Here is a 23546-nt window from a genome sequence, read left to right as displayed (position 1 = left end):
AGCATGTACACGTTGCTACGGTCAGCCTGAATAGCGGATACGCTTTGCGTTAAGGTGTGATGCCTGAGATCAAGGTACCATTCTGATGCAGGGTTACCCTGTTCCACACGTCATAGGCAGTCTGCGTTGGACGGTAGGAATAATCGTTATTTTCGTTGAAATTGCCCCAATTATCCTTGTGAATACGCAGCTGAATATCTCCCGTCTGACCTCCCGCTGGCAGAGACCCTGCACCCGATGTGAAACCAATCTCAACATAGGTATCTGCATTCGTGCCCGTCACACTTCCAATGCTGGTCGTGATGTTGGCTGCTCCGATCTGCGCCCAATCGATGATCGTATTCAGTCCCTCGGAGCCATCTTTCGTAAAGTAATAACGGATCTTCAGACCACTCAAGTTCACAGCGGATGTACCATTGTTTTTGATATTAAAGTAGGGCTTGATATGATTGTTCGTTGCATCGGTATCTGCCGCACGATATTGCAGAACCAGGTTCGACGTTGGCGTGGTTGTACCCGCTTGTGGTGTCGCACTCACCTGTACCGAGCTTGGGCTGGAGCCCGCGCTGTTCACGGCTTTGATTTTGTAATAGTACGTGGTTCCATTCGTCAAAGACGTATTGGTGTAGGTTGTGCCGCTCACATTCGTGGCTACATCCGTATATGTTCCTCCGCTCGTTGTCGTACGCTGTACAATATAACTCGCTGCTCCGGGTGATGCGCTCCAGTTCAGCGCTACTTGTCCATTCCCCGGCGTGGCAGTTACACCTGTCGGCGCAGCCGGGATCGTGACAACTCCCCCACTACCGTTATCTGGAACAGGTTGATATCCAGGGGTTGTATAGATCGTGTTCAGCGCAGAGGTTGCCAGCGTACCGTTCGGTCCATTAACCACCGTCTGTCCCCAATCGGTCAGGGAACCTGCTGGACCGTTGTTCAGATCAAGGTATTCTACACCGCCACCGTTACCGTACCAGGACCAGGCCAACCAGCCAACTCCCTTTTGCTGTGCGTAGCTCAAGATCGTCGCTTCATCCACATCACCACTGGTGTGCTTGAATCCGAATTCGCCTACAATAACAGGTACGCCGATGGCCAGCGCATGATCAATGTTGCTTTTGACCGTTGCTGCATCGCCGCCTGCGTATTCATACATATGAATGGAGAAGATGGTATTTGCCAGTGGGTCCGCATTAAACACATCCAGTCCACGATTAAAAATCGCTGTAGGGTATTGCCCCCAACCTGCGGTATCTACGACAAGCGTATTCTTGATGCCGGCCTGACGGAGTTCAGGAATCACTTGTTGATATCCATCCGCCCATACTGCGGTTTCCCATGAACCGTACCATTCATTCGCAATGTTCACGATCACGCGATCTTCCTTGCCAATCAGGGCATCCTTGATGCTGATAAAATAATCCGAGGCTTTCCGCAGTTCCGCAATACTGTCCGACCCGGTGGCATCATGTACTTCCAGCATAACGGTTAGTTGGTACTGGTCACACAGCGCCAGAATCTGCTTTACATCCGCCAGTGAATCTGCTGTCCAGCGACTTCCGTTGGACAAGACAATACGTACGGTGTTGGAACCTGTCGCAGCAATAGCCGGAATAGCCGCTTGTAGATCATTTTTGAACCAGGTATGGGCATGATTCACCCCACGCATGACAAAAGGTGTACCTGTAGCATCCAATAACTTGGTACCGCTTACATGAAAACCTTTGACAGGCCCGCTTGCAGCGGAAGCTGGATGAGGTGAGTACGCGATAGACACCAGCATTAATGATAGAGAGAACAGCATTGCTTTACGAAACATGTTTCCAATACGCTTCATAACAAAACCTCCTTCTTGGGATGGGTTAAGCTATTCACACGGTATGTAGACACATAGAAGCCGAACAGATCAACGACATGGATTATCTCATCACTCACCTCCCGGACACTCTTAATATACTATAAAATGTCAGAAAATGTTGGAATTTTCTAGATTATTTTAAAATATTTTATATAAAAAGACATGACCTCATCGAACTGGATCATGTCTTTTATTACATACAATCTATTGGTTGAATTTACTGTATGGAACTTTGATATCTACAAACCCTTTAGCATAGGGTGCAACCTCATAAGGATGGAATCGGATGACGATTCCTTTGTCATATAAAAAGAATTGAGATGTTTGATCAAGCTCAAAATCATAAATATTTTCTTCAAAAATAGAAACTCCTGCATTATACATGGCTAATAGACTGTTGGAGATTGATTTCTCTACCTTCTCCATCTGAGTATCATCTTTAACATACTCGCTTAGTTTCAGTTCTTTCCCCGTTCTTAAATCATAGTTATATGATTTTGTCGCATCCATTCCATGTGCTCCGCCAGTGTACACATGATCTTCATATACCACAGATAACTTTTCTTTGGCATTGTATTTTACACTGGCCATGGTAATGTAGAAATAATTTTTGTTTGATTGCTTTTCTTCTTTGTCCAGGCGAGCTGCTTTCACTGCGTGGAGTTTAAATGTCTTGTTCAGCTTATCCGTCACAGATTTCTTTCCACCTGTTAGATGTATGTATGGCTGTCCTTTGTAATATTGGACCTTCGTTTGCACTGTAATCGTGTAGCCTGCCTCTACATGACTAATCGGAAGAATTATAGCAATCAGTACAGTGATCAACAGATAATTTATCCATCTCAATTTTTTTCTTTCCGTTCTATATTTCAACATTATTGATCCCCCCCTTCGGCTCAAAAGATATCGTTTCCTGCATTCTTTTCCATATTACCTGTGGTGTACCTTTTAGGTCTGTTCCGTTCTGAACGTTGCCAATCCAGATATCCTCTGCTCCCGGATGTTGTAAATAGTGCCTAAGTGTCGCTTTGATCAGAATAGACGCATGTAAATCCAGTACCTCATCCAGCGGTATCCAGAATAACTCCCCTTCATCCGAGGGCACAAACCGTCGATGCTTGGTCTCACCAAAATAGACAAACTGCTGCCAAATCTCACCTCCACTAACCTCTAACAGAATATATCGAAGTCGAAAGTGTTCTACATCCTCTGGCTTGAATCCGGTCTCTTCTTCAATCTCCCGATAGCTGGCGGTCATGGGCGTGTTCAGTTCTCCTTGTTCCAGATGCCCGCCAATGCCGCCCCAAAATTCAAAATCAAACAGTCTGCTGCCTACCTTCTTCATCATCAGCATGTCTGAGCCGTTGCTCAAAAACGCTGTAGCCATCTGTCTAATCTCCATATGTACCTCGCTTTCCAGACTTTGTTTATAGTAATCTTTATCTATGTAAACTGAACTAAAGAATATTTACACTAGCCACTCCGATGACAGAACAACCTTCCGATCGCTGTTATCCCCAGATTTTTTGATTCCTTTCCTAAGGGGAAAAATCCGGGGATAAAGGCGAACGCTTCGCTTCTTTAGGTTATTTCTGTCCTCTACGTTTTGTGTAAATGTTATATTCAATTTATATAACCGTCTTTCTAAAGCAGTTTCTTCAACTCACTTAGATGTTCAATCGTATGTAAAGGACCCGACGTAATGCTGTCTTGCCACGGCTGGTTGACCTTCATCCAGATGGTGCTCATGCCTACGCTTGCTGCTCCTTCAATATCGTTCACCGGATGATCGCCAATGTAGATGCATTGCTCTGGTCTTAGACCGAAATGATCGAGCGCAAGCTGAAATATGCGTGGGTCGGGCTTTTTGACTCCCGCCTCTTCTGAAACAATGATATGGTCGTAATCCTCCCGGATACCGAGTTGATCGATTTTCCCATACTGAATATCGGTCTGCCCATTGGTAATTAACCCGGTTCGATATTTCCCCCGCAGATGCTGAACGACTTCTCGCGCCTGTTCCATCAGAACTGAACTTCGCACATACTCTCTGCCATAGAAGGCCATCAATTCTGCATGGGGCGGATGCTCTGCCCAAGGGAGTTCATGCAACAACTCGTTGAACAGAAGGGATTTGTCCTTATAACCATCTTGGTCGAGCTCAATAATTCGCTTACTTATATCTTCGGTTGACTCAAGATGACCAAAATAAGTGTTAATCAAACTCTGCGTGAAGCCGTCAAAAGTCATCGTTCTGTTCAGAATCGTATTATCCAAATCAAAAATAACCGCTTTAATATGATCCATCGCTCTTTCCCCCAGTTAAAGAATATGAAGTCATGCTTATTTTTTCTTTTTATGATAGTGATAACCCGTGCACAGGCCCTTTTGCTTGGATTTGGCTGAACAGTTATGTCCACCGTTCTTATCCAGTCTGCCTGGATGAGCATAAGCGGAAGAGGATACACCAACAAGTACGACAAGAGACAGGATTACGATAACAACCTTTTTCATAAGTCACCCTTCGATAAACACCCTATGCTTTAGGGCTTAATACGTGCTATATCATTCTACATGAAAACCCACAATTGGGATATCCTTCATCTATTTATTGCATACATCTCATAAAATTTTAAATTGCTTCAACGCATGGGTAACTCCGTCTTCACTTGCCCGCAGGGTAACATAGTCGGCGCTTTGTTTAATCCGTTCTCCGCCATTTCCCATGGCAATTCCGATTCCCGCATACGCTAGCAGATCCACATCATTCTCCCCATCGCCAAAGGCCATTGTATCCTCTCTGGATATCTTCAGGTAGTCGAGAACTTTCTCTGCGGCTGTAGATTTGCTGACTTCACTCGCTTCCAGCACATTCACTACATACGGATGGAATCTCACGAATCGTAAAGAAGGAAATCTGGACTGGAATTTCTCCGTCTCCGCCTCATCCGCATATAAGCAAATGCAATATACGTCCTGTTCCAACGTGCTGATTTTCTGTGGGAAATCCAACAGTCCCAGCGTATCTCGCATTGCCTCAGTAACACGACCATCTGCTGTACACAACCCGTTCGTCTCAAAAGACTCGGTAAAATATGAAATACTGTGCCCATGCAACTCGGCAAACTCACTGAATGCTCTAACCATCTGTGCAGACAGTACAGACTTATGTATCACTTCATTACCTGCTTTGAGCAATGCTCCGTTAGCCGAAATAATCGTATCGATTCCAAGATTTCTGAATTCTTTACATAAGTTATAGGGCCTACCTGTGACAAGTACGACTTGGATGCCTTTACGAATTAATTTCTGGATCGACTCTGCTGTACGTGGTGATAAACTCCGATCTATTTCGCTCAGCAATGTACCGTCCACATCAAAGAACACAGCTTTCATCAAAATGTTCTTCCTCCTCTGTCTTCAAGTAAAAAGAGCAAGCACAGAATAACCTGATGCGGTCTTCCTGCACTTGCTCTTGTGTTTAACGGGTCTGAACATCTTGGGTACGTCCCATGTACCATGATTGAAATGATTCCGCCATAACCAGGGGAATGTCATGTGCCCGATGATGCAGAACAGGTTTGGCACGGTTCACGGTATGAATGGAAGCAACACCTAACCAACGCTGTAACACATTACGGGTGATCTGCACTTCGATGACTTTCTCACGTTTGGAGATGAAGAGTGTTGAAGTGAGCGCGCCGGTTCGAAGTTGAATGAAATTCTGATTCAAGATGTATCGGGTATGGAAAAAGTCCACCACTCTGCATGTTGCAATCCATACTAACAGAATCGCCGAAATCATCCACCAGGCATGCTTCTGCCCTAACACAAATGGTTTGAAATACCACAATAAACCCGTGATCACGATCCAAAAAAAGCTTGGTTTGAGCAGGCGCAGCCATAGTGATATTCGTGGAAGTTTTTCCATCTCTTGCGTAACTCGATAGGATGGCAGGATCTCCTCAATCATGGTATAGGCTTGCTTCACAGGCAGGAAGGGATAGAGCGAGTTCACCTCATGTTCGGACTCCCCCAGACTCCCCGCAGTGGTCAGTTCTACTTCCGCTAGTCCAAGCAGCCTTTTCATTGGAGACTGTGTAATTTTCACGGCCTGAACGCGTTCTTTCAGGATTGAAAATGACGTTTGCTCCATCATGCCCTTCGTGATATAGATGCGGTTGGCATCCGAGGTGATCTGGAAATTTCCATACTTCACAAAGGTTCTGACAATGCCCAGAGCAATAGATATGATCAATAAAACCAAAATCATCAAACCAGCAATCCACCAGGAATCGAGCCAGGTTAATAACAAACTTTCCGTTACTTCCTCATCGGGGAAGAAGTCCTTCACCCAGGAATAGAGCGTAGCCAAGACCGGAATCAGTACGAGAAAACTAAGCGAGGTAAAGGATGCTTTGAATATATCCTTCCGGGTGGAATGATAATGAACAACCCGTTCCTGTTTTACTTTTGCAGGCAGAGACATGGCTTTATCCGGTATAACAGGTTCAGATTGCGCTTCTTCCTCTTCCATGGGCTCATCTACATCCAACGTAACAGGTTCCTCTGTTGCTTCTACTGTTTCTGCGTCTTCTGCCATATAACCTGCTACAACCTTCTCCAACTGTTCTGCTTCGGAAAGTGAAACAACGTGTAACTGAAAAGTAGCATCTTCTCCCTTGATTCCCGTCTCGAAACGGATGGACGTCACGCGGAACAACCGATGAAACACTGTCGTATGACGATTCACATTCTGGACTTTAGTATACGGGATAGTTCTTCTAGTACGGTTGAACACACCACTATAGATATGAAAGGCCGTATCATCTGCTGTATAACGAGAGGTAAACCACTTCCAGATGATCGAAATCACACCAATTGAAATACCTACATAAAAGGCAATTCTTCCATAGAAGAGCCATTGGGACTCTGAGTCCTGACGGAAGACAAACAAAAACAGGATGATCGCGAACCAATTCTTCACCATTTTCCACAAGCTCCACAGCATGGCTAATGGGTGATGTCGTTTCATATCGATCATTCGTCCACCTCATTAATCCGCGCATAGGATGCGATCTGATGACGGAGTGCGAGCGCGACTTCCTCTGGCAATGCCGGGATATCATGAGATGAACCCATCGTGCCAACCGATACGGAGTAGAGTCCGTATTTTCGCATCAAAGGTCCCTGATTCGTTGTAACCGATTGCACTTTTGCCATGGGGATGATCTGATGTACCTTCGTTAGCGCCCCATGCTTCAGTTGCAGGAACTCCTCATTCACATCATAATACCAGTACTTGTATAACCATGAAGGCTGGATGAAAATATCCCACACCGCATAGAGCACAGATATGGCCGTAACCCCCCACAAAATCCAACCAATCCACGTCTTCCATCCATAGATTGAATCGAGTACTAACAGTACGGTAAGGATCAGAAGACCTATCACATTCCATATGATGGCGCTAATTCTCCACAGGTGTACTGCATGAGGAGATAACCGTTGCTCGGGTGGGTTCCACTGTATTGACATATGTTCACTCCTTTTTCCTCGGGTACATAAAAACACACATGTTACACTGTACGAACAATCGTCCACGATCGATTCAGAAAGATTCAGTTAGGGCGTGTCTCAAGACTCCGTTCTGGCAATTCGAACTGACCGTTGATATACTGGAGTGGCATCTGAAGGAGGGCTATGTCTGAACATGAATATCTTTATTATTGAGGATGACTCTCTCCTCTTGGAAGCGCTTAGAGAAAGTTTAAATCAGTGGTCATATGAGGTAAGTAGCCCCACTGATTTTTCATATGTGATGGATTCCTTTGTAGATTATCAGCCTCACTTAGTGATTATTGATATACAGCTTCCCAAGTTTGACGGCTTTCATTGGTGTAGAGAAATACGTGCCGTGTCCAAAGTTCCGATTATCTTTCTTTCATCAAGAGATCATCCCATGGATATGGTGATGGCGATGAACTTAGGGGCGGACGATTACGTTCCTAAACCTTTTCATATGGATGTACTGATCGCCAAGGTACAGGCTATTCTTCGTCGAACCTATACATATGAAGAGGCTTCCTCCGATGTCTTGGAGTGGAATCAAGCGATTCTTGATTTAAAAAGCGGTGAAATTCATAAGGATGGGCAAACCATTGGCCTGACAAAAAATGAATTTTTTATACTATCGGTTTTGGTTAAATCCAATAATAAAATTATCTCACGTCATGAACTGATGAAAATGCTCTGGGATGATGATCAATTCATCAATGACAATACGCTTACAGCCAACATCACAAGATTACGTCAAAAGCTTTCCTGTCTCAACTTAGCTGATGGGATTGTGACTAAAAAAGGTCTGGGGTATATGGCCGTTACTCTTTAGGAGGTTCCTATTGTTTATCGCTTATCTCATGTATAAAAAAAGTTGGATTGTCTTGATTGGATTACTACTTCTGCTCACCAATGCTTTAATACAATTGGATGCTGGCATAAGTGTGGAGCCTCATTCTCTCATCTATCTAAATTCGTTGTTCCTAATTATCACTTTGGGCTTCTTTATTTGGAGGTATAACAAGGAAACCGCCTATTATAAATCCCTTCGTACCCTTTCTGATGATGTCGGAGAGGACTGGTTTGAAGATGTGCCCAAACCTCACAGCTCTTTTCCTGACCCAATGGTTTATATTCTTTTACAAAACATTCATCAACATCATCAAAACAAGCGTCGTGAGGAACAGTCTACCCAACTCATGGAACATACGGATCTTGCTTCATGGGTTCATGAGATGAAAACACCCCTCACAGCGATGAAGATCACCATTGATGCTCATCGTTCTAATGAGCTAGCTCAAAGGTTAAATGCGTCTTGGCTTAGAATGCACTTATTAATTGATCAACAGCTATACATTTCGCGATTAGCCAACCTGGACTCCGACTTACTCCCCGAAAAGCTAGAAGTGAAAGATTTGCTAAGAGAAGAGATTCGTGAGCTATCCACATGGTGTATGGAAAAAAATATATCCATTGATTTGACGGCAGACACGGTGTCTGCCGTGTACACAGACAAAAAGTGGTGTAGGTTTGTGATAAGACAGCTTTTAACGAATGCGATTAAGTACAGTCCTACCCATGGAAAACTATTCATTCACACGGGTCTCCATGAAAATGAGTCCGTGATCGTAACCATTAAAGATGAAGGACCTGGCATTCAGGCACATGACCTGCCTCGCATATTTGATAAGGGCTTTACGGGCGAAAATGGGAGGATACAGAACTCAGCGACTGGAATGGGACTCTATCTTGCAAAAGAAATATGCAAGAAGTTACATGTTCGACTTGAAGTTGATTCGGCTGTTGGAGAAGGAACATCTATTTCGATGGTATTCACGAGTGATAATCCGTTTGAAATGCTTAGACGAACATTACTATAAACCGGGTAATCATAAAGCAGTCAGGATATTTATAAAGCCTGACTGCTTTTTCGTTGCAATGTGACGAAAATATCACATTCGAGCCTGTTTTATCATCTAGAACTTACGACCTGAAGGTTTAAAAGAACTACACTGTATATAGAACAACTCGATTGGAGTGTATGGAATGACACATCAAATGACACTGAAAACCGTTTTAAATGCTGAGGGCGTACGTAAATCTTATGGTTCAAAGGGAACTGCTCAACAGGTGTTACAAGGAATCGACCTTCGCGTGACAGAGGGTGAGTTTGTCGGCATTATGGGACCTTCAGGCTCAGGCAAGACCACTCTTCTAAATACGTTAGCGACGATTGATCGAGCCACAGATGGCAAGATTTTTATACAGGAGCACGAGATTTCTAAAATGAAGGATAGGCAACTTTCCGATATTCGTCGTCAACATTTGGGCTTTATCTTTCAAGATTACAATTTGCTCGATACGTTAACGGTGAAAGAGAATATTTTGCTGCCTGTGTCTTTAACCAGAATAAGCAAAACCGAAGCTGAACATGAGTTTAATGAGATTGCAGAAATTTTAGGCATTAAAGAATTAGCTGATAAGTATCCTACTGAAATTTCGGGCGGTCAAAAGCAACGTACCTCTGCGGCGCGAGCATTAATTCATTCGCCTTCACTTGTTTTTGCAGATGAGCCTACCGGTGCTTTGGATTCCAAAGCAGCCTCCAATCTGTTAGAAAATTTACATGAGATCAACCAGTCACGACAAGTCACCATTGTCATGGTTACTCATGACCCGCTAGCGTCTAGCTATTGTAACCGGGTGGTCTTTCTAAAGGATGGCAAAGTATTTGCTGAATTGTACCGGGGAGAGAAAACGAGAGAATCTTTCTTCAAAGACATTCTGGATATGCAGGCCGTTCTTGGAGGAGGCAGCCCGAAATGAACATACGTAAACTAGTGATGCGCAGCATGCGGAAAAACATCAAAATGTATTATCTCTATTTTTTCGCGATGATTTTCAGCATAAGCTTGTATTTTATCTTTTCTACCCTGCAAAATGATCAAACCGTTGTTGAAACGGTTCAATCTAGCGTGAACTTCTCAACGGCTTTTCAAATCGCAGGTATATTACTCATTCTTATTACGATTGTGTTTACGATGTATGCGACAAACATCTTTATTAGAAGGCGCAGTCAAGAAATCGGATTGTATCAGTTAATTGGCTTGTCCAAGGCTTGGGTCGCTCGGATACTGATCCTGGAACACACGATTCTTGGTCTAGGCGCTTTATTGATCGGAACAACAGTTGGAACTTTGCTCTCGCGACTGTTTCTCTTACTTTTAATAAACCTGTTAGGGCTTGATGCTAAGTTTGACTTAACCTTCTCTACCCAAGCATTCATTCAAACGATTGCTGTGTTTACTTGCCTGATTGCCGTTACATCCGTACAAATGATATGGACAGTGTATCGCAGTACATTACTGCAATTGTTTCAGGCTACTCATCAAAATGAGGCCTTTGTCAAACGTCCAAGCATCGTTTCAGGCATTTTAGGCTTAGCAGGCGTAAGTCTGATCGGATTTGGTTATTATGTGTCTACCTTTATTGGATACAATGCAGATGCTCTCATTTTTCTGATGTTAATCGTTCTCGTCAGTACCATACTTGGAACCTATTTAGTCTTCCATACAACCATAAGCTGGATATTATATGTTTATCGAAAAAAGAAAAATGGGAATCTCGGCTTGATTAATAGCCTTTCGGTAGCACCATTAATGCACAGAATGAAAGGTCACGCCAATTCGTTAACCTTAATCACGATACTGTCTGCGATGACGATTACGATGATTTCTCTTTCCTATTCCTTATATTATTCCATCGAAAAGGATGTAAGATTGGCGATGCCTTTTGATTTTGCAGTGGAAAATATGCCGGAGGAAGCCGCTGTGATATCAAGTAAGTTAAGAGATGCGCAGATTGAATTCGATCATTATCAAGTGGATGCCATCCGATTCATTGGCGCATGGGTGGATCAGAATCAGAATTCAAAACCAAGCCATCGTAATAGACCGTTTTTGCTTTTCTCAGCAGAGCAGATGACGCAGGTTGGAGTAGATCTTGAGCGTCCCCGAAATGGTGAAGCCATCTATCATAGTTCGCGAGCCATTATAGAAGGAATGGAGATTTCATCTCCAAAAGAAGTGCAATACGCATCAAATGATGAAACAAATCTACTCACTGTCTCCAAGTACAAGCTTAATAATATGATGAATTACATTAACTATGGCTATCAATTACTTGTTTCTCAAGCAACTTTCGAGAGAATGAGAAGCAGCATTCAGGAGGATGAATCCAAACAACTTTTGAATTTTGAGGTTTTTAACGTGTTAGATCGTGAGAAAACTGATACCGCTTCGGACATCTTTCGAACGAGTGTGGACAGTGACCTGTTACTCAGGGACTTTTATTCCACATACGAGGGATCGCGTCAAAACTTCGGGCTGCTCATTTTTATTGCTGGATTTTTAGGCTTGGTATTTATCCTCTCAACGGGAAGTATTTTGTATTTCAAACAAATGACAGAAGCTGAACAAGAAAAAAACCATTATCGGACACTGCGACAACTCGGATTTCAAGTAAGCGATATGATGAAAGGCATTATCCGTAAACAGCTCTTTGTTTATTTAATTCCGCTGGGTATTGGATTAACCCATGCTGCTTTTGCCTTGAAGGTAAGCTCTATACTCCTTGCAGCAAGCATGCTAACTCCAATCCTCATAAGTATGGCAGTATATGTTCTTATTTATCTGGTGTTCACCGTCGTTACCATCCGGTATTACAAAAACATCGTCACCAATGCTCTATAGAAAGGAAGAGAAATGATGAAAAAAAGGATATTTATTTCTTGTCTCGTTGTAATTGTTATGATTGCTGGCCTCTATCTCTTCATGCGTGAGCCATTTGATCGTTTTAATCCAATGATTAAAGAGGAATATGTATATATTAAGCTTCAAGATGAACCTGTAGATGATGACGGTAGATATAAATATAGGCTGCAAGGAATCACCGAAAGCGGAGAAATTAAACGAGTAGTATTTACCACCAGCAGTACACTTAATCAAGGCACCTTCTTAAAAGTGCTCGCCAAAGGTACCTATACTGAAAAATATGAATTGATCGATGAAAATGAAATGCCATCGAAATAAGGAAATAAGAACGATCACATGTAACAAGGTGGATTCTCCAAGATGAAGGCAATAAAAAAGATGACTCCTGTTGCCAAACAGGTGGTCATCTTATACATCTGTTTATTTATCAGCAAAATCCTGCACTCTACACAACCAAACCATATGATCTGTTTCTTCGCCCCAGTAGTTCTTCGCCACCACATAGGGTTCACCGAATTTGCGTTGCCACTTCTGCTGTGCAATTTGATAGCCGCTATCTAAGCAGAATTGCTGAATACCCCGCCGCTGAAGTTCAGTAACCAGTGCTAGAATGAGCGCCGAACCAATCCCTTGACCTTGAACCTCGGGCAAAACGTACAGGCTACCCAGTTCTCCGATATCATTCAACCGATGATCTGTACATTCTCGAATCTCTTCACCACAAGGTCCATACGAGATTGTGCCTACAATCACATCTCCCATTTTGGCGACGAGGAAAAATACATTTGCTTCCTTGTTATGATCTGGCTGCAATGCAGTGTGAATTAATGCTCTCTTGTGTGTTATTTCATCCTGAATATCATCCAGTAACGAGCCTATTCCCTCCTGTTCGAATGCTGCCGGGATCGTTGTCTCGAATACCCGATACGCTCCCTCTGCATCCGATCGTGTCATAGGTTCAATGGTAATTTTGTAATCCACAGGTTCTTCTCCGTTCCATATACCTTCTTAATCTGTACGTCGCTGGATCAGTCTTCTTAATTGGTTAGCATCCTCAAGGGATATACTATATCCAGTATGCGTGTCTTCCTCGTTTACTAACAAGCCTTGCATCTTGGGATCCATTCCCAATGAGAAATCATACCGTGTAACCGAACCATCTGCATTATTAATACTCATCTTGTACTGCGTACCATAATCAATAATACCCGGCATATGCTCTGCCTTATGTATGGCCTCCATCATGATTCGAATCTCGTCAGCTCGATCAAACTCAACATCTTGGCATGGTTCCGAGGCGAGGTTGGGATTACACGTTAAAGTGATCAGCACAGGAAGCCCTTCTTCCGAGTCCGGTTCATTCGGTTGACTGCATCCTGTAATGGACGTAGCAATGACGAGCACCATCAAGAAACCTACATATTTCACCATACCACCTGCCTCCCTGACTTCGTAATGAATAGAGAAGTAACGATTACAGCATCTAGTAACTCAACTGAACTATCTAAATATCCGTAGTCATATCCAGTTACGCAACTCCGGGTCCCATGAAGACAACATAGCGATCAGTCGCTCTACGGTCTCTTCCACAAATACCTGAACCCTCTCACCCGTAATGAACTCAGGAGTAATTCCCGGTTCTTCCCCATTTAGAAATGAAAACGTGTGGTCCCGCCAGCGAATAATCTCATCCGCAGTTAAACGATTCGTCATGTCATAGCCTGGTGAACTGTTGAGCACCTGCCACACTTCTTCACTCCAACTTGAACCTTGATAGAGATTGAAATCGATCTGGTCCGTCTCCTGGTAATATAAACGCGCCAGTTCATCCTTCGATCTACTATTGCCTGAGTGTTGGTCTGCCTTATTGACCCGTTCGACGAATTCAGGATGCACACTTCGGAACCAGTAATAGTCTGTCAGCACATGCATAAAGTATCCTCGCACAAACCACTTCCATCCTTCATCGGTGAGTTGTTGCATATAGGATGAGTAAAGTTCGTCCAGTCCACCAATGTAATCTGCATTATCTTTCGGGTTAAAATGGGTGTATTCCTTGTCCTCTCTGGTTGTGCCTTCACGCATATGTATGGAATCCGGGGCGATGTTCCCCAGATAGAATGAATCTCGACCAGCCTGCATTTGCAGAGATTCTGCAATCCGATTAGCAATATTGAGATGAACCATAGGTAACGGCATAGAAATAATCTCCTTTTATCGGGAAGTATTCTACTATACTTAGGATAAAACGATATAACCTACTGGTGCAACGTACAGATCACTGGAATAGTGAGACTCCGCTATTTTCCACCTTTTTTCACCGTAAGTTCGTGATTAACCCTCTATTCTCTCCAATTGCATCCGGTCAAACAGCTGCTCCAAATCCGTATGATACTCCGGCTGTTCCTTCACGAGCAGGCTAATATATTCCGATCCGCACTCATAGAATACCAGACGATTGAACGGAGCTGTATCTCCAAAATGATTACTTTCCTGTCCAAATTTTGCCCGAATCAGATTCTCAACATACCTTGCGTAACCTTCGTTCCACTCCAGCCAGCTCCAGTACTCAGCTTGTTCTTCATTTAATGAACGGAACAACACCTTTCTAGCTGTTTGTACTTTCGATAGGTCTTTACTCTTCAAAGCAGACAACAATGAGTTAATCCGCTCCACAACGATTTCATCTGCATACGGAAATTCATAATCCAGTTCCCATGTTACGCGCTTCAGTTGGTCCATTTTGTGCTTAATCTGAAGACGGTTTACGATCCGTTCATCATATTTCTCATATACATAACAATGAACATATTCGTGGAACAGATAGACTTTCTGCTCCAGATCTTTGAACGCTGCATCCGTTACAATCGCACACATTCTTCCGTCCATATGATGCACCGGCATTGCCGCAAGGCATTCATCTGGAATATATAAATCGTCCGGTACCGTCTTCACCCACTCATATTGCTGCGTTTTGGATGAATAATCATAGATATATAATAAAGCTTCATAGGCTACAACCACTGGATAATGTTCTGCAAACAAAGGATGTAGGCTAACCAAGCCTTTCTGAAGTTCGTTTAACTCATTAATTTGTTCTAAAAAAGCATCCATGTCATTAACCCTCTCTTTACTGGATTGATGCGTTAATCATACTAGAATAGAAAAGATAAAACACTGAGAGAAAAATGATAATTCTGTTCGAGTATGAGATGGTGAACGTTAGAAGCGCTCTCCGCGTTTCTCATACAGGTAGATATCCAGTGCCTGAATCCCACGCCGGGCCAGCTTAATAAACAGGATCAGTGCATACACACCCAGTCCGTATAACAGCACATTAATCAACATTAGAAATATCGTAATCATAATTGTTATTCCTCCTATGAACCTATTAAACTACCACTCCCTATTCTAGCATATTTTTCCTCAGTTAACTTTTATGGTGGATGTAAAAGTCCTTCGGTGTGCTTATTGTTTCAAAACAAAAAAACTTCCACATCCGTATGTGAACGGTGGAAGTTTGTTAATCCGATATACAGTTTCCTAAGTTCGTTCACCACTGACTATATGCCAATGCAGATGCTTCGAGTCTTGATAACTGCCCAAGTTAGTTACAATCTTCGATGAGCCTGTCTGAGCTAACATGTCAGCAGCAATCTTTTTAATGACACGCATCATTTCCCATAAAAGTTCATCATTATTCTCTTCTTCTTGGGAAATGAATGACTGAATATGAATCTTGGGAATCACCACGATATGGTGATCGTAGTATGGTCGGGTGTGGTGGTAAGCTAGTACTTGATCTGTTTCCCAAACAACATCTACTTTTGTTTTACCATTGAGCACCTCATTACAATAGAAGTCCTGCGTCATCATGCTCTCCCCTCTCTACTCAGTTCTAATATATCTTGCCTTAATGCGTATTGAAGTTATGAAAAATCATACCTGTTTTCCCTGACGCAACTGCTCCATTTATACTATCAAATCTTACATTCATAGATTCTCGTCTCTTCATCATCCAGCAGATATCCTTTACCGATATAGGCCCAGTTATTTTTTTCATAATAATCGGTCAGATCAGTACACAAATAGAGCTTGTCATACCCTTTCGCTTTCACCTCATTCATTGCATGGGTCTGGAGTTGACCACCCAGGTTCTGGCCCCGATATTCTGGATCAACATGAAGACATGCAAACCAGGGAAAGAGATCCTGTCTGCTATTCAGATCACTTCGTAATAATGCGTACCCACCGATAATTCGGTCTCTATCCAACATCACATAAAATCTTGGCACATCACTCTCTGTATCCACAGAACGCTCTATACAATCTCGATAGAAATGGAAGCTAGATTCCGAGCCCCATTGTTTCCAAAAATACTGTACTGCTTCTTGCAGCACGTCCGGCTTCTGCCGAATATCAATAATTTGCAAAATGTTAATCTCCCTTCATACTTTTATATTTTCAACGTTCAGTTCACGCACAAAAACAGCCGTCCCCTTCATTCTGACATCCATATCCTCACCATCCCGAATCACACTCACTTGAACTTTTCCATCTCTTCCAATCTCATGCCCTTGTTCTACCACAAACTGTACCTCATCGATCTCCGGTTTCACATACGTTAAATAATAGGCACCCATGACCCCGGAGGCTGTTCCAGTCACTGGATCTTCCGTCGTACCTGAGTACGGTGAAGAGAAATGTCTCGCATGCATCATCGCACCGGAATCACGGGTTTCGAAACAAAAGGGATGTAGCGAAGCTTTGGGGTTTTCAAGTAAAATACCAGGGAACAGGGAAGAATCCGGTTTCATTTTCATAAAAGAGCTTAGTTCACGAATTGGGATTAATAACGTCCAGGTTCCTGTACTTCCATAAACGATTGGCGTAGAATGGTCGACATCATCCAGAGTGAGGTTTATGGCGCTTACCAGCTTCTCGATGTCACCCTGGAACGGTACAAACTGCGGCTGATCCTGTTTCATTTCCATGTAAATGGTGTCGGCATTCCGCTCAAATCGTATGGGTAATATGCCTACATTGGTTTCAATCGCGATTAACTCTTTGTCACCCAACATCCCACGCGTCCTCATACCATACAGTGATGCCATTGTGGCATGACCACACAGATTAATCTCATGACCCGGCGTAAAATAACGTAATCTGACATCAGCTACTTCAGAGTTCAACACAAATACCGTCTCATTAAAACCAACCTTATAAGCGATCTGCTGCATTTCCGTCTCACTTAAATGATCCGCTTCAAAAACCACTCCTGCAGGGTTACCTTGGCCGGGAACTGTGGAGAAAGCATCATAATGATAGACCTTAACATCACTCATGATCAGACCCACTCTCTCTGTAATCTACGAGACGTACATTTCCATATAACTCTACACTTTCACCATCCATTACAACCCCGCCACCATCTTGGCACGCATAGACCGTTGTACGGTTAACACGCGTGTATTCTCTTAATGAATTCAGGGTATCTTCAGAACCGTCCCAGTGCGGTGCAAACTCAAAATCAACAAGCCCCAGTGCTTTCATATCATCCAATCCCACATCGTTCTCATCTGCATCTTCACCATACCCGGCTATCTCAATCGTAGGTGTAGTCAGAATACTGCCTGCACTGACCCCAATAAGAATGCCGCCACTCTTCACATAGGAATTTAACAGACCAAGCGCATTTCTCTTCTGTAATAAACTTAGAAAATAAAACGTATTTCCGCCGGATAGATGAATCGCATCACATTCGAAAATAGCGCCAAATGTGCTCTCCTCATACTCCAGATCAAGATCATAATATTGAATGTTATCTATTCCTATTTGATTATAGTAACGTTTAGTGTGTTCAAAATACTTTCGGTCCGGGTCGGAACATGAAGGGATATATCCGATGGAAGGCTGTTCACTGTCGAATAAGCTTCGTATTCTCTGATCCAATTTATCGCTAGACTCTAAGAGCAAATCACTTAACAGAACCAACGTAGTCATCTTATTTCCTCCCGTACCTATTAGACTGGCTTAAACTCTCTATCCAAAATCGAGAAAAAATACTGGTCTGTCCACTGATTGTTCCACCATAGTTCTTCCTTGAAAACGGCCTCCCGTGTCATACCCACATGCTTCATCAGTGCGGCTGAGCGAACGTTTTGTGAATTACACATGCCGACGACCTTATGAACTTGTAACTCTTGAAATGCAAATTGTAGTAAAAGTCGGGTACCTTCACTCCCGTATCCTCTACCTGCATATTCCGAAAGTACAGCGAATCCAAGTTCCCAGCTTTTTCGGTAATCCACATAACTCCACATCTGAACAATACCAAGAGGTGTACCCTCCGGATCATTCAAGCGGCGTAAAACGAAATCATAGGCATACGGTTTCTCATCTGCGACAGCAAAATGGCTGCGATATTTCTCACGGACCTTCTCCTCATCCGTTTCAACGTTCTCTTCAAAACTCCATATCGTTGTGTCACATTCAAGTTGACAAATGAAGTCGAGGTCCTGTTCGGTGACTGTTGTTATTTTCACCTTCTCTCCCACGAATTCCATGTGGCTTCATCTCCTTTCTTTGGATTATGATCATTGCTTTGGAATCTCCCACTCTGTATTAAGCATCCCTCTACCAATATTCCATTTGGCGAGTAAAGCTCTTTGTCTATTTTCCAAATCAAGATAGGGAGCCGCAACACAGGATAACGTGTCAAACATATGGATAAAATGCGGCCCTTCTTTGAAACGCCGAAGCCCTCCATACGCTTCATCATCTGCTGCCCATACAATCTTTTTAATGCCCGACATTAATATGGTGCACGAACACATGGGACAAGGCTCACAGGTAGTATAAAGCGTCAAGTCTTTCTTCTTCGAGAATTTCTTCTTCTCTACATCCAGCAAATGTTTTCCTGCCCGACGAATGGCATCCACCTCAGCATGTGCGGTGGGGTCGCAATCCGAGAAAACTCGGTTTCTGCCTTTACTCACGACAATCCCATCCACATCCACGATTATCGCACCAATCGGATACGTTCCTTCAGTAAATGATTGTTCTGCTTCTTCCAGAGCTAAAGTTAAATATTCATAATCCGATAACTTCATTTTAAAGTCCTCCTAAGTACAGTTATTGACCACTTACCAAAACAGATGCCTTGTGTAATGTGTAAAGAAAAGATTGACGGTATCTCCTTTAATCGTTAAAAGTTCTTGATCGTGTACTGCCCTGCTTCACCAAGAAAATCACTTTTGGTTAACCCTTTTTCTCCGAGTAAAATCCTGTAGTTCGATATTGTACCATCATGGGAAATGATAAACGTATTGCCGCTCTGTTGCCTGCACCACTCAAGAAGCTTTTCAGCTAATATCTGGAACCGATGTGCATCCATCTGATTAATACTTTCTTTCCAACAATCCAAACCCAGTTCAACCATTTTTATGTCACTATACTGATTACTAAGTTCTTCCTTGGAGTAGGTCTGATCGCAGACGAAAGGAACGAACTCTGGATTCTGAGGGAACATTCTTGGGCCAACCAGCGGGCTGAACGCAAGATTGGTGTTTGAGGCTAGAAGGAGTGCAGTTTCAATAGTACGTTTCGTTGGACTTACCAAAATGACGTCCTCAGGCGTAAAAACCACTTGTTTACGCAACGCTATGACCTGACTTTTCCCCAATTCAGTGAGGCCGGGGTGCAGACAATTTAATTGGTTAGGGTAATCTATCAAGTGTTCACTATGACCATGACGAATAAATGTAATATCCATAAGACCTCTATTCCTCTATTCCTGAATGAAGTGTTTGATTCCTTTTGCATCAAGAAGATTAGTCAGTTCCTTTCTCAAAAACATAGGATAGACTTCCATCTGCTCCAGTCGTATGCAAAAGAACTCTTCCCTTATCTATCACAATACCTGCCACACGAAAGTTGAATTTGTTATTATGCTGCTCATACGATATATTTTTGTTTTCTGAATTACTCATCTCGCTGACCATCCATCAGATAATCCATTCATGAATCCCATGATGAATGATGGGATGATAAGTACGAGCAATAAAATCAAACTGGCTATGCCCCATCTAAGAATTACTTTCCGTTTGCTTCGAACACCTATAATAATTAAGATTGCGGTTGTTGCAATTAGGGCTACTTCATAAAATGTCATAGAACTGTCCTCCGGTATGTATTCGTATTTCATTATGGTTATTCCAGAATCTTTTCTAGTTTGCGCCTTGAAGCCTCGCGGTCATAATCCGAATTATCCAGCCATACCTTATCCATCTGAAGTAAGCCATAGATTTCGGACTCTAACCTTTTTCTTTCCTGCAAAACCTCTACTGTACCCGGAACACCCTGATAACCCTGCGCTTGCCCGAATCCCTGATTCGTATAATAATTAATGAAGCCCTCTGACCATTCCTTTGGTCTTTCACTGACCGCCTTATCAAATGTATATGATATATCCTTCTGGTCGATATAGATGAGAAGCGGATTCAGAGCATGAATGATACGGCCCAGTTCCAATACATACTGCACGTTCTGCTCTTTGGATTGATTACATTTGACAAGACCCATGGTCAGTGGATTTTGGATAAAACAACATTCAAATATCGTGATGGAATCATCATTCGTGCTTAACAGGTTTTCAGTGAAATTTTGCCACTTCTCGGTGATCAGCTTTACATTTTGTGCAAAAGGAATTTCGTAAATATCCCGTCTGAATATATCCTGTAAGACATGGTCAGGAACATTTATTCCCCACTGTTCTTTCATCTTACGGTATGGAATCAGGAAACCTTGATCATAGGCAATCGCATGGCTTTCCAGAACCTCTCTGTAATCTTCATGCGTGCTCAATAAAGCCTCGAAGTCTTCAGTATGATAACAAGCAACGCCTTCGTAATCAGCAGGATGATCCAGGTTTCCTTCCTGAAATAGTTGTACCTGCTTGCCTTGACCTATCAGGATTTCGGAAACCATTTTGGCAATCGTTGACTTGCCTGAACCCGGTAATCCTTCAATGAGTATTAATCTCCTAGCCATCATTACATCATCCTTCATTTTGTGTGATGATATGGATCTTCCATCTATCAGCCACGATGTTATCAATCAATATCTGCAATAACCCATTGCGCAGAATCGCCATCTTCTTTCTTTTTCCAAAACACCATCGTATTTATATATTCCTTGTCGTTCTCTCTTAATTCAGTAATCGTTACAGCTCCCTGGTAAAGTTTCTTTTGCTCTTGAATGATAATATCGCTTATGGAAATAATCTTGCGAACTTTGTATCTTCCCATGCCCGATATAGGAGACTGTGGATCAAAAAGATTCATATATGCTTTTTCATCCTTTTCGTATAAATAACGCACCCGGGCATTCATAAGTTTGACGATTTCCAATTCATCCCCTGTATAGTTTGTTTCATCAAGGTACTCAGGTGGGATATCTTCCGTCTCTTGGGATGTCGTTATTTCTTCATCCTGCTGTGCATCTTCAGTGTTTCCTTTGTTCTGACAGGCCACAAGAAGTAGCAATAATAATGAAACTATCATTAACTTCTTCATATTCCATCCTCCGATCAGCATTCGTCTAATCTTCCAAATCTCCCACGATCATGAGCTGCGTTGGGCGCTGAATTCCGACTGTTTTCAAACGTTCAATGATAGAATTACCTTGTTCTGCAAAAGCCGCATAATCTTCAAACGCCTTGGCCCGTTCCATATGCTGTTTGCAGGCATTAGTAACCAAATGTATATCCCGTTCTGCCATAACATCCGGCTTAGGTTCGTTGTATTCGCATGTCCACTGTATACTTATACCACTGGCAGTAACGATATCCCTGACTTCCTGACGTGTGTACGTGTGATGATGATATATTCCCAAACGCTGATCTATATCCGCACTGAAATGATGATATAAAATATGAGTCAGCTGGGCTTCATTCGGCTCATCACTGACTAATTCATTCATGAGAAACAGACCGTTTCTTTTCACAACTCGCTTCATTTCTTCCAGAACCTGTGCACCTGGCGGTAAATGATGCAAAGCATTCGAAATACAAACTGTATCAAACGTCCCATCTGCAAACTCCATGTTACCCGCATCCATCGGCTTAAACTGAATCTTTCCATGACCCGCGTAAGCAGCCTCTGCTTGACGTAATGAATCCATATCCGTATCCATTCCAGTAATCTGTTCGATACCACTGAATAGTTCAAGTAAAGTAGGAATAAATCTCCCAGATCCCGTGCCTACGTCCAATACCTGCCCTGCCCGATGCGTACTCAAATGTTTCTTCAATTCATCCACGGAACACACCATCCCGGTTATGACTTTGCTTGCTTTTATTTTAAAAGAAGAAGACTTCCTATGTATGTAAAATTTTCTCTCAAGGTACATCATAACCCATAATGTGGGATTTGCGAATAAACGAAGTAAGCCAACTCTTATGTTGCTTGTGCTCACGCTTCATCCCGTTTACCCCGTTTCTTGAACAGAAATCTCTACGTTCTTGGCCAAAATCCAACCACTCAATCCATACGAGGAAGAGATCACCATGTACTTGTATTTCTCTTCTATCAGCTGATTTTGCAATTCGTCATAGGAATCATAACTGACAGGCCAACCCTGACCCTTCCCTGACTCTAACAACTCTCGATTATGAGGAACAAAATGCTCTATGTCCCTCTCATCCAGATCCAAAATAATACTCCCATACAGCGGTGTATCAAACGCATGGGCCATTACACCAGAGAATAAAACATCCATATTTTTCGGCACCTCATGACTCGAACGAGTATGCATCCTGATTCTTTCGTTCTCTAAATCGACTTCGTAACTTAATATGATATTGTCATGCAAACTTGGCATAGTATCTCTCCTTCTGGTGTGCTCATATATCAAACACCGTAATATTGTTTATAGTCTGAGACCCATTCCGCTTTGGAAAAATCAACAAAGTCATACGGCTCGCACTGTCTAAGGTAAAGCAACTCTTCATGCGTCTGTTCCCGGTCCATATTTTCCAGATAAAATAAAGTCTTCTCATATCCCGCACCACATAATAACTGCACATCAATATAACTGCCCGCATCCTGATTCTTTCGTTTGGCTTGCCAGATCAGCGTGGTGTCCTCCACATTTCCAATACAGAATAACATGATGCACAGCAGTTTCAAAAGCTCGTTATCCTGTGATTCTCGGTTCTCAATCTCTTGCTTCAACAGTTCTCGGATCGGCTCTCGATGGATGTCATCAGGCTCCAATCCGTATAACTCCAACATTTCTTCCTCGTTCATACTTGTTCTCCTTACCTACTTCAGAATGTTATTTAACTCTTCCGCTTT

At 42.7% G+C, this 23546-nt stretch carries 31 protein-coding genes; 5 read left to right on the top strand and 26 right to left on the bottom strand.

From position 1 onward, the window contains the following. Window positions 1–49: 49 nt before the first annotated feature. From NYE45_RS07990 to NYE45_RS07955, 8 genes are all read right to left on the bottom strand, one after another. Window positions 50–1837, bottom strand: a complete 1788-nt coding sequence (locus NYE45_RS07990; RefSeq protein ID WP_340016309.1) for a cellulase family glycosylhydrolase — start codon at window positions 1835–1837, stop codon at window positions 50–52. A 225-nt stretch (window positions 1838–2062) separates the two neighbouring features. Beyond that, window positions 2063–2734: a DUF3298 domain-containing protein gene (locus NYE45_RS07985; protein ID WP_340016308.1), complete on the bottom strand. Its 672-nt coding sequence runs from the start codon at window positions 2732–2734 to the stop codon at window positions 2063–2065. Beyond that, window positions 2721–3245 (bottom strand): NUDIX hydrolase, encoded by a 525-nt coding sequence (locus NYE45_RS07980; RefSeq protein WP_340016307.1) that lies wholly within the window; start codon window positions 3243–3245, stop codon window positions 2721–2723. The genes NYE45_RS07985 and NYE45_RS07980 overlap by 14 nt, the downstream gene beginning before the upstream one ends. Window positions 3246–3502: 257 nt before the next feature. Then, a complete protein-coding gene (locus tag NYE45_RS07975) occupies window positions 3503–4165 on the bottom strand; it encodes an HAD family hydrolase (RefSeq protein WP_340016306.1) in 663 nt (220 codons plus the stop codon). Window positions 4166–4201: 36 nt separating this feature from the next. After that, window positions 4202–4372, bottom strand: coding sequence for a YHYH domain-containing protein (locus NYE45_RS07970; protein ID WP_094030640.1), 171 nt, complete (start codon window positions 4370–4372; stop codon window positions 4202–4204). Window positions 4373–4480: 108 nt separating this feature from the next. Then, window positions 4481–5257: a Cof-type HAD-IIB family hydrolase gene (locus NYE45_RS07965; RefSeq protein WP_340016305.1), complete on the bottom strand. Its 777-nt coding sequence runs from the start codon at window positions 5255–5257 to the stop codon at window positions 4481–4483. 82 nt (window positions 5258–5339) lie between these two features. After that, a complete protein-coding gene (locus NYE45_RS07960; protein WP_340016304.1) occupies window positions 5340–6893 on the bottom strand; it encodes a PH domain-containing protein in 1554 nt (517 codons plus the stop codon). A 5-nt stretch (window positions 6894–6898) separates the two neighbouring features. Further along, window positions 6899–7396 carry a PH domain-containing protein gene (locus tag NYE45_RS07955; protein WP_340016303.1) on the bottom strand — a complete coding sequence of 166 codons (498 nt, stop codon included), beginning with the start codon at window positions 7394–7396 and terminating at the stop codon, window positions 6899–6901. Between the two features lie 175 nt (window positions 7397–7571). Between NYE45_RS07955 and NYE45_RS07950 the strand changes: the two genes are divergently transcribed. From NYE45_RS07950 to NYE45_RS07930, 5 genes are all read left to right on the top strand, one after another. Then, window positions 7572–8249 (top strand): response regulator transcription factor, encoded by a 678-nt coding sequence (locus NYE45_RS07950; protein WP_340016302.1) that lies wholly within the window; start codon window positions 7572–7574, stop codon window positions 8247–8249. Between the two features lie 10 nt (window positions 8250–8259). Continuing rightward, entirely contained in the window at window positions 8260–9297 is a 1038-nt protein-coding gene (locus NYE45_RS07945; protein ID WP_340016301.1) for a sensor histidine kinase, read from the top strand. A 166-nt stretch (window positions 9298–9463) separates the two neighbouring features. Continuing rightward, entirely contained in the window at window positions 9464–10243 is a 780-nt protein-coding gene (locus tag NYE45_RS07940; protein WP_340016300.1) for an ABC transporter ATP-binding protein, read from the top strand. Beyond that, window positions 10240–12168 carry an ABC transporter permease gene (locus NYE45_RS07935; RefSeq protein ID WP_340016299.1) on the top strand — a complete coding sequence of 643 codons (1929 nt, stop codon included), beginning with the start codon at window positions 10240–10242 and terminating at the stop codon, window positions 12166–12168. The genes NYE45_RS07940 and NYE45_RS07935 overlap by 4 nt, the downstream gene beginning before the upstream one ends. Window positions 12169–12183: 15 nt before the next feature. After that, window positions 12184–12507, top strand: a complete 324-nt coding sequence (locus tag NYE45_RS07930; protein WP_340016298.1) for a YxeA family protein — start codon at window positions 12184–12186, stop codon at window positions 12505–12507. A gap of 102 nt (window positions 12508–12609) precedes the next feature. On the opposite strand, the gene NYE45_RS07925 is transcribed toward NYE45_RS07930, so the two are convergent. From NYE45_RS07925 to NYE45_RS07840, 18 genes are all read right to left on the bottom strand, one after another. Further along, on the bottom strand, window positions 12610–13143 hold the full coding sequence (locus NYE45_RS07925) for a GNAT family N-acetyltransferase (RefSeq protein WP_340016297.1): 534 nt from the start codon (window positions 13141–13143) through the stop codon (window positions 12610–12612). Between the two features lie 54 nt (window positions 13144–13197). Beyond that, window positions 13198–13620 (bottom strand): hypothetical protein, encoded by a 423-nt coding sequence (locus NYE45_RS07920; RefSeq protein ID WP_340016296.1) that lies wholly within the window; start codon window positions 13618–13620, stop codon window positions 13198–13200. An 87-nt stretch (window positions 13621–13707) separates the two neighbouring features. Beyond that, a complete protein-coding gene (locus NYE45_RS07915; RefSeq protein ID WP_340016295.1) occupies window positions 13708–14388 on the bottom strand; it encodes a zinc dependent phospholipase C family protein in 681 nt (226 codons plus the stop codon). A gap of 135 nt (window positions 14389–14523) precedes the next feature. Further along, entirely contained in the window at window positions 14524–15303 is a 780-nt protein-coding gene (locus NYE45_RS07910; protein ID WP_340016294.1) for a hypothetical protein, read from the bottom strand. A gap of 108 nt (window positions 15304–15411) precedes the next feature. Next, on the bottom strand, window positions 15412–15555 hold the full coding sequence (locus NYE45_RS07905) for a hypothetical protein (protein WP_165790066.1): 144 nt from the start codon (window positions 15553–15555) through the stop codon (window positions 15412–15414). A 177-nt stretch (window positions 15556–15732) separates the two neighbouring features. Then, window positions 15733–16065 carry an HIT domain-containing protein gene (locus NYE45_RS07900; protein WP_340016293.1) on the bottom strand — a complete coding sequence of 111 codons (333 nt, stop codon included), beginning with the start codon at window positions 16063–16065 and terminating at the stop codon, window positions 15733–15735. 104 nt (window positions 16066–16169) lie between these two features. Next, entirely contained in the window at window positions 16170–16622 is a 453-nt protein-coding gene (locus tag NYE45_RS07895; protein WP_340016292.1) for a GNAT family N-acetyltransferase, read from the bottom strand. 15 nt (window positions 16623–16637) lie between these two features. Continuing rightward, a complete protein-coding gene (locus NYE45_RS07890) occupies window positions 16638–17534 on the bottom strand; it encodes a PhzF family phenazine biosynthesis isomerase (RefSeq protein ID WP_340016291.1) in 897 nt (298 codons plus the stop codon). Continuing rightward, on the bottom strand, window positions 17527–18192 hold the full coding sequence (locus NYE45_RS07885) for a Type 1 glutamine amidotransferase-like domain-containing protein (RefSeq protein ID WP_340016290.1): 666 nt from the start codon (window positions 18190–18192) through the stop codon (window positions 17527–17529). Before NYE45_RS07885 ends, NYE45_RS07890 begins: the two co-directional genes overlap by 8 nt. Window positions 18193–18212: 20 nt before the next feature. Continuing rightward, entirely contained in the window at window positions 18213–18755 is a 543-nt protein-coding gene (locus NYE45_RS07880; RefSeq protein WP_340016289.1) for a GNAT family N-acetyltransferase, read from the bottom strand. A gap of 30 nt (window positions 18756–18785) precedes the next feature. Beyond that, window positions 18786–19301, bottom strand: a complete 516-nt coding sequence (locus NYE45_RS07875) for a nucleoside deaminase (RefSeq protein ID WP_340016288.1) — start codon at window positions 19299–19301, stop codon at window positions 18786–18788. Between the two features lie 95 nt (window positions 19302–19396). Next, window positions 19397–19963 (bottom strand): histidine phosphatase family protein, encoded by a 567-nt coding sequence (locus NYE45_RS07870; protein ID WP_340016287.1) that lies wholly within the window; start codon window positions 19961–19963, stop codon window positions 19397–19399. Between the two features lie 58 nt (window positions 19964–20021). After that, window positions 20022–20180 carry a hypothetical protein gene (locus NYE45_RS07865; protein WP_340016286.1) on the bottom strand — a complete coding sequence of 53 codons (159 nt, stop codon included), beginning with the start codon at window positions 20178–20180 and terminating at the stop codon, window positions 20022–20024. Window positions 20181–20400: 220 nt separating this feature from the next. Beyond that, entirely contained in the window at window positions 20401–21240 is an 840-nt protein-coding gene (locus tag NYE45_RS07860) for a hypothetical protein (RefSeq protein ID WP_340016285.1), read from the bottom strand. A gap of 62 nt (window positions 21241–21302) precedes the next feature. Beyond that, the gene (locus NYE45_RS07855) at window positions 21303–21764 is read right to left on the bottom strand and encodes a hypothetical protein (protein WP_340016284.1); all 462 of its coding nucleotides are present in this window, start codon (window positions 21762–21764) and stop codon (window positions 21303–21305) included. A gap of 25 nt (window positions 21765–21789) precedes the next feature. Further along, window positions 21790–22509, bottom strand: a complete 720-nt coding sequence (locus NYE45_RS07850) for a methyltransferase domain-containing protein (RefSeq protein ID WP_340016283.1) — start codon at window positions 22507–22509, stop codon at window positions 21790–21792. Between the two features lie 168 nt (window positions 22510–22677). Then, complete coding sequence (locus NYE45_RS07845) at window positions 22678–23070, bottom strand: hypothetical protein (RefSeq protein WP_340016282.1); 393 nt, start codon at window positions 23068–23070, stop codon at window positions 22678–22680. 29 nt (window positions 23071–23099) lie between these two features. Further along, window positions 23100–23498 carry a hypothetical protein gene (locus NYE45_RS07840; RefSeq protein ID WP_340016281.1) on the bottom strand — a complete coding sequence of 133 codons (399 nt, stop codon included), beginning with the start codon at window positions 23496–23498 and terminating at the stop codon, window positions 23100–23102. Window positions 23499–23546: the final 48 nt, after the last annotated feature.

The organism is Paenibacillus sp. FSL K6-1318 (genome assembly GCF_037976905.1).
Classification (GTDB): Bacteria; Bacillota; Bacilli; order Paenibacillales; family Paenibacillaceae; genus Paenibacillus; species Paenibacillus amylolyticus_A.
Note: the sequence above shows the minus strand (reverse complement) of the source record. Positions and strands in the feature narration are given on the sequence as shown.

Coding starts and splice junctions, on each gene's coding strand:
- NYE45_RS07990 (WP_340016309.1), bottom strand. CDS start 1,837: ATGAAGCGTATTGGAAACATGTTTCGTAAAGCAATGCTGTTCTCTCTA.
- NYE45_RS07985 (WP_340016308.1), bottom strand. CDS start 2,734: ATGTTGAAATATAGAACGGAAAGAAAAAAATTGAGATGGATAAATTAT.
- NYE45_RS07980 (WP_340016307.1), bottom strand. CDS start 3,245: ATGGCTACAGCGTTTTTGAGCAACGGCTCAGACATGCTGATGATGAAG.
- NYE45_RS07975 (WP_340016306.1), bottom strand. CDS start 4,165: ATGGATCATATTAAAGCGGTTATTTTTGATTTGGATAATACGATTCTG.
- NYE45_RS07970 (WP_094030640.1), bottom strand. CDS start 4,372: ATGAAAAAGGTTGTTATCGTAATCCTGTCTCTTGTCGTACTTGTTGGT.
- NYE45_RS07960 (WP_340016304.1), bottom strand. CDS start 6,893: ATGAAACGACATCACCCATTAGCCATGCTGTGGAGCTTGTGGAAAATG.
- NYE45_RS07955 (WP_340016303.1), bottom strand. CDS start 7,396: ATGTCAATACAGTGGAACCCACCCGAGCAACGGTTATCTCCTCATGCA.
- NYE45_RS07950 (WP_340016302.1), top strand. CDS start 7,572: ATGAATATCTTTATTATTGAGGATGACTCTCTCCTCTTGGAAGCGCTT.
- NYE45_RS07940 (WP_340016300.1), top strand. CDS start 9,464: ATGACACATCAAATGACACTGAAAACCGTTTTAAATGCTGAGGGCGTA.
- NYE45_RS07935 (WP_340016299.1), top strand. CDS start 10,240: ATGAACATACGTAAACTAGTGATGCGCAGCATGCGGAAAAACATCAAA.
- NYE45_RS07930 (WP_340016298.1), top strand. CDS start 12,184: ATGAAAAAAAGGATATTTATTTCTTGTCTCGTTGTAATTGTTATGATT.
- NYE45_RS07925 (WP_340016297.1), bottom strand. CDS start 13,143: ATGACACGATCGGATGCAGAGGGAGCGTATCGGGTATTCGAGACAACG.
- NYE45_RS07920 (WP_340016296.1), bottom strand. CDS start 13,620: ATGGTGAAATATGTAGGTTTCTTGATGGTGCTCGTCATTGCTACGTCC.
- NYE45_RS07915 (WP_340016295.1), bottom strand. CDS start 14,388: ATGCCGTTACCTATGGTTCATCTCAATATTGCTAATCGGATTGCAGAA.
- NYE45_RS07910 (WP_340016294.1), bottom strand. CDS start 15,303: ATGGATGCTTTTTTAGAACAAATTAATGAGTTAAACGAACTTCAGAAA.
- NYE45_RS07905 (WP_165790066.1), bottom strand. CDS start 15,555: ATGATTACGATATTTCTAATGTTGATTAATGTGCTGTTATACGGACTG.
- NYE45_RS07900 (WP_340016293.1), bottom strand. CDS start 16,065: ATGATGACGCAGGACTTCTATTGTAATGAGGTGCTCAATGGTAAAACA.
- NYE45_RS07890 (WP_340016291.1), bottom strand. CDS start 17,534: ATGAGTGATGTTAAGGTCTATCATTATGATGCTTTCTCCACAGTTCCC.
- NYE45_RS07885 (WP_340016290.1), bottom strand. CDS start 18,192: ATGACTACGTTGGTTCTGTTAAGTGATTTGCTCTTAGAGTCTAGCGAT.
- NYE45_RS07880 (WP_340016289.1), bottom strand. CDS start 18,755: ATGGAATTCGTGGGAGAGAAGGTGAAAATAACAACAGTCACCGAACAG.
- NYE45_RS07875 (WP_340016288.1), bottom strand. CDS start 19,301: ATGAAGTTATCGGATTATGAATATTTAACTTTAGCTCTGGAAGAAGCA.
- NYE45_RS07870 (WP_340016287.1), bottom strand. CDS start 19,963: ATGGATATTACATTTATTCGTCATGGTCATAGTGAACACTTGATAGAT.
- NYE45_RS07865 (WP_340016286.1), bottom strand. CDS start 20,180: ATGAGTAATTCAGAAAACAAAAATATATCGTATGAGCAGCATAATAAC.
- NYE45_RS07860 (WP_340016285.1), bottom strand. CDS start 21,240: ATGGCTAGGAGATTAATACTCATTGAAGGATTACCGGGTTCAGGCAAG.
- NYE45_RS07855 (WP_340016284.1), bottom strand. CDS start 21,764: ATGAAGAAGTTAATGATAGTTTCATTATTATTGCTACTTCTTGTGGCC.
- NYE45_RS07845 (WP_340016282.1), bottom strand. CDS start 23,070: ATGCCAAGTTTGCATGACAATATCATATTAAGTTACGAAGTCGATTTA.
- NYE45_RS07840 (WP_340016281.1), bottom strand. CDS start 23,498: ATGAACGAGGAAGAAATGTTGGAGTTATACGGATTGGAGCCTGATGAC.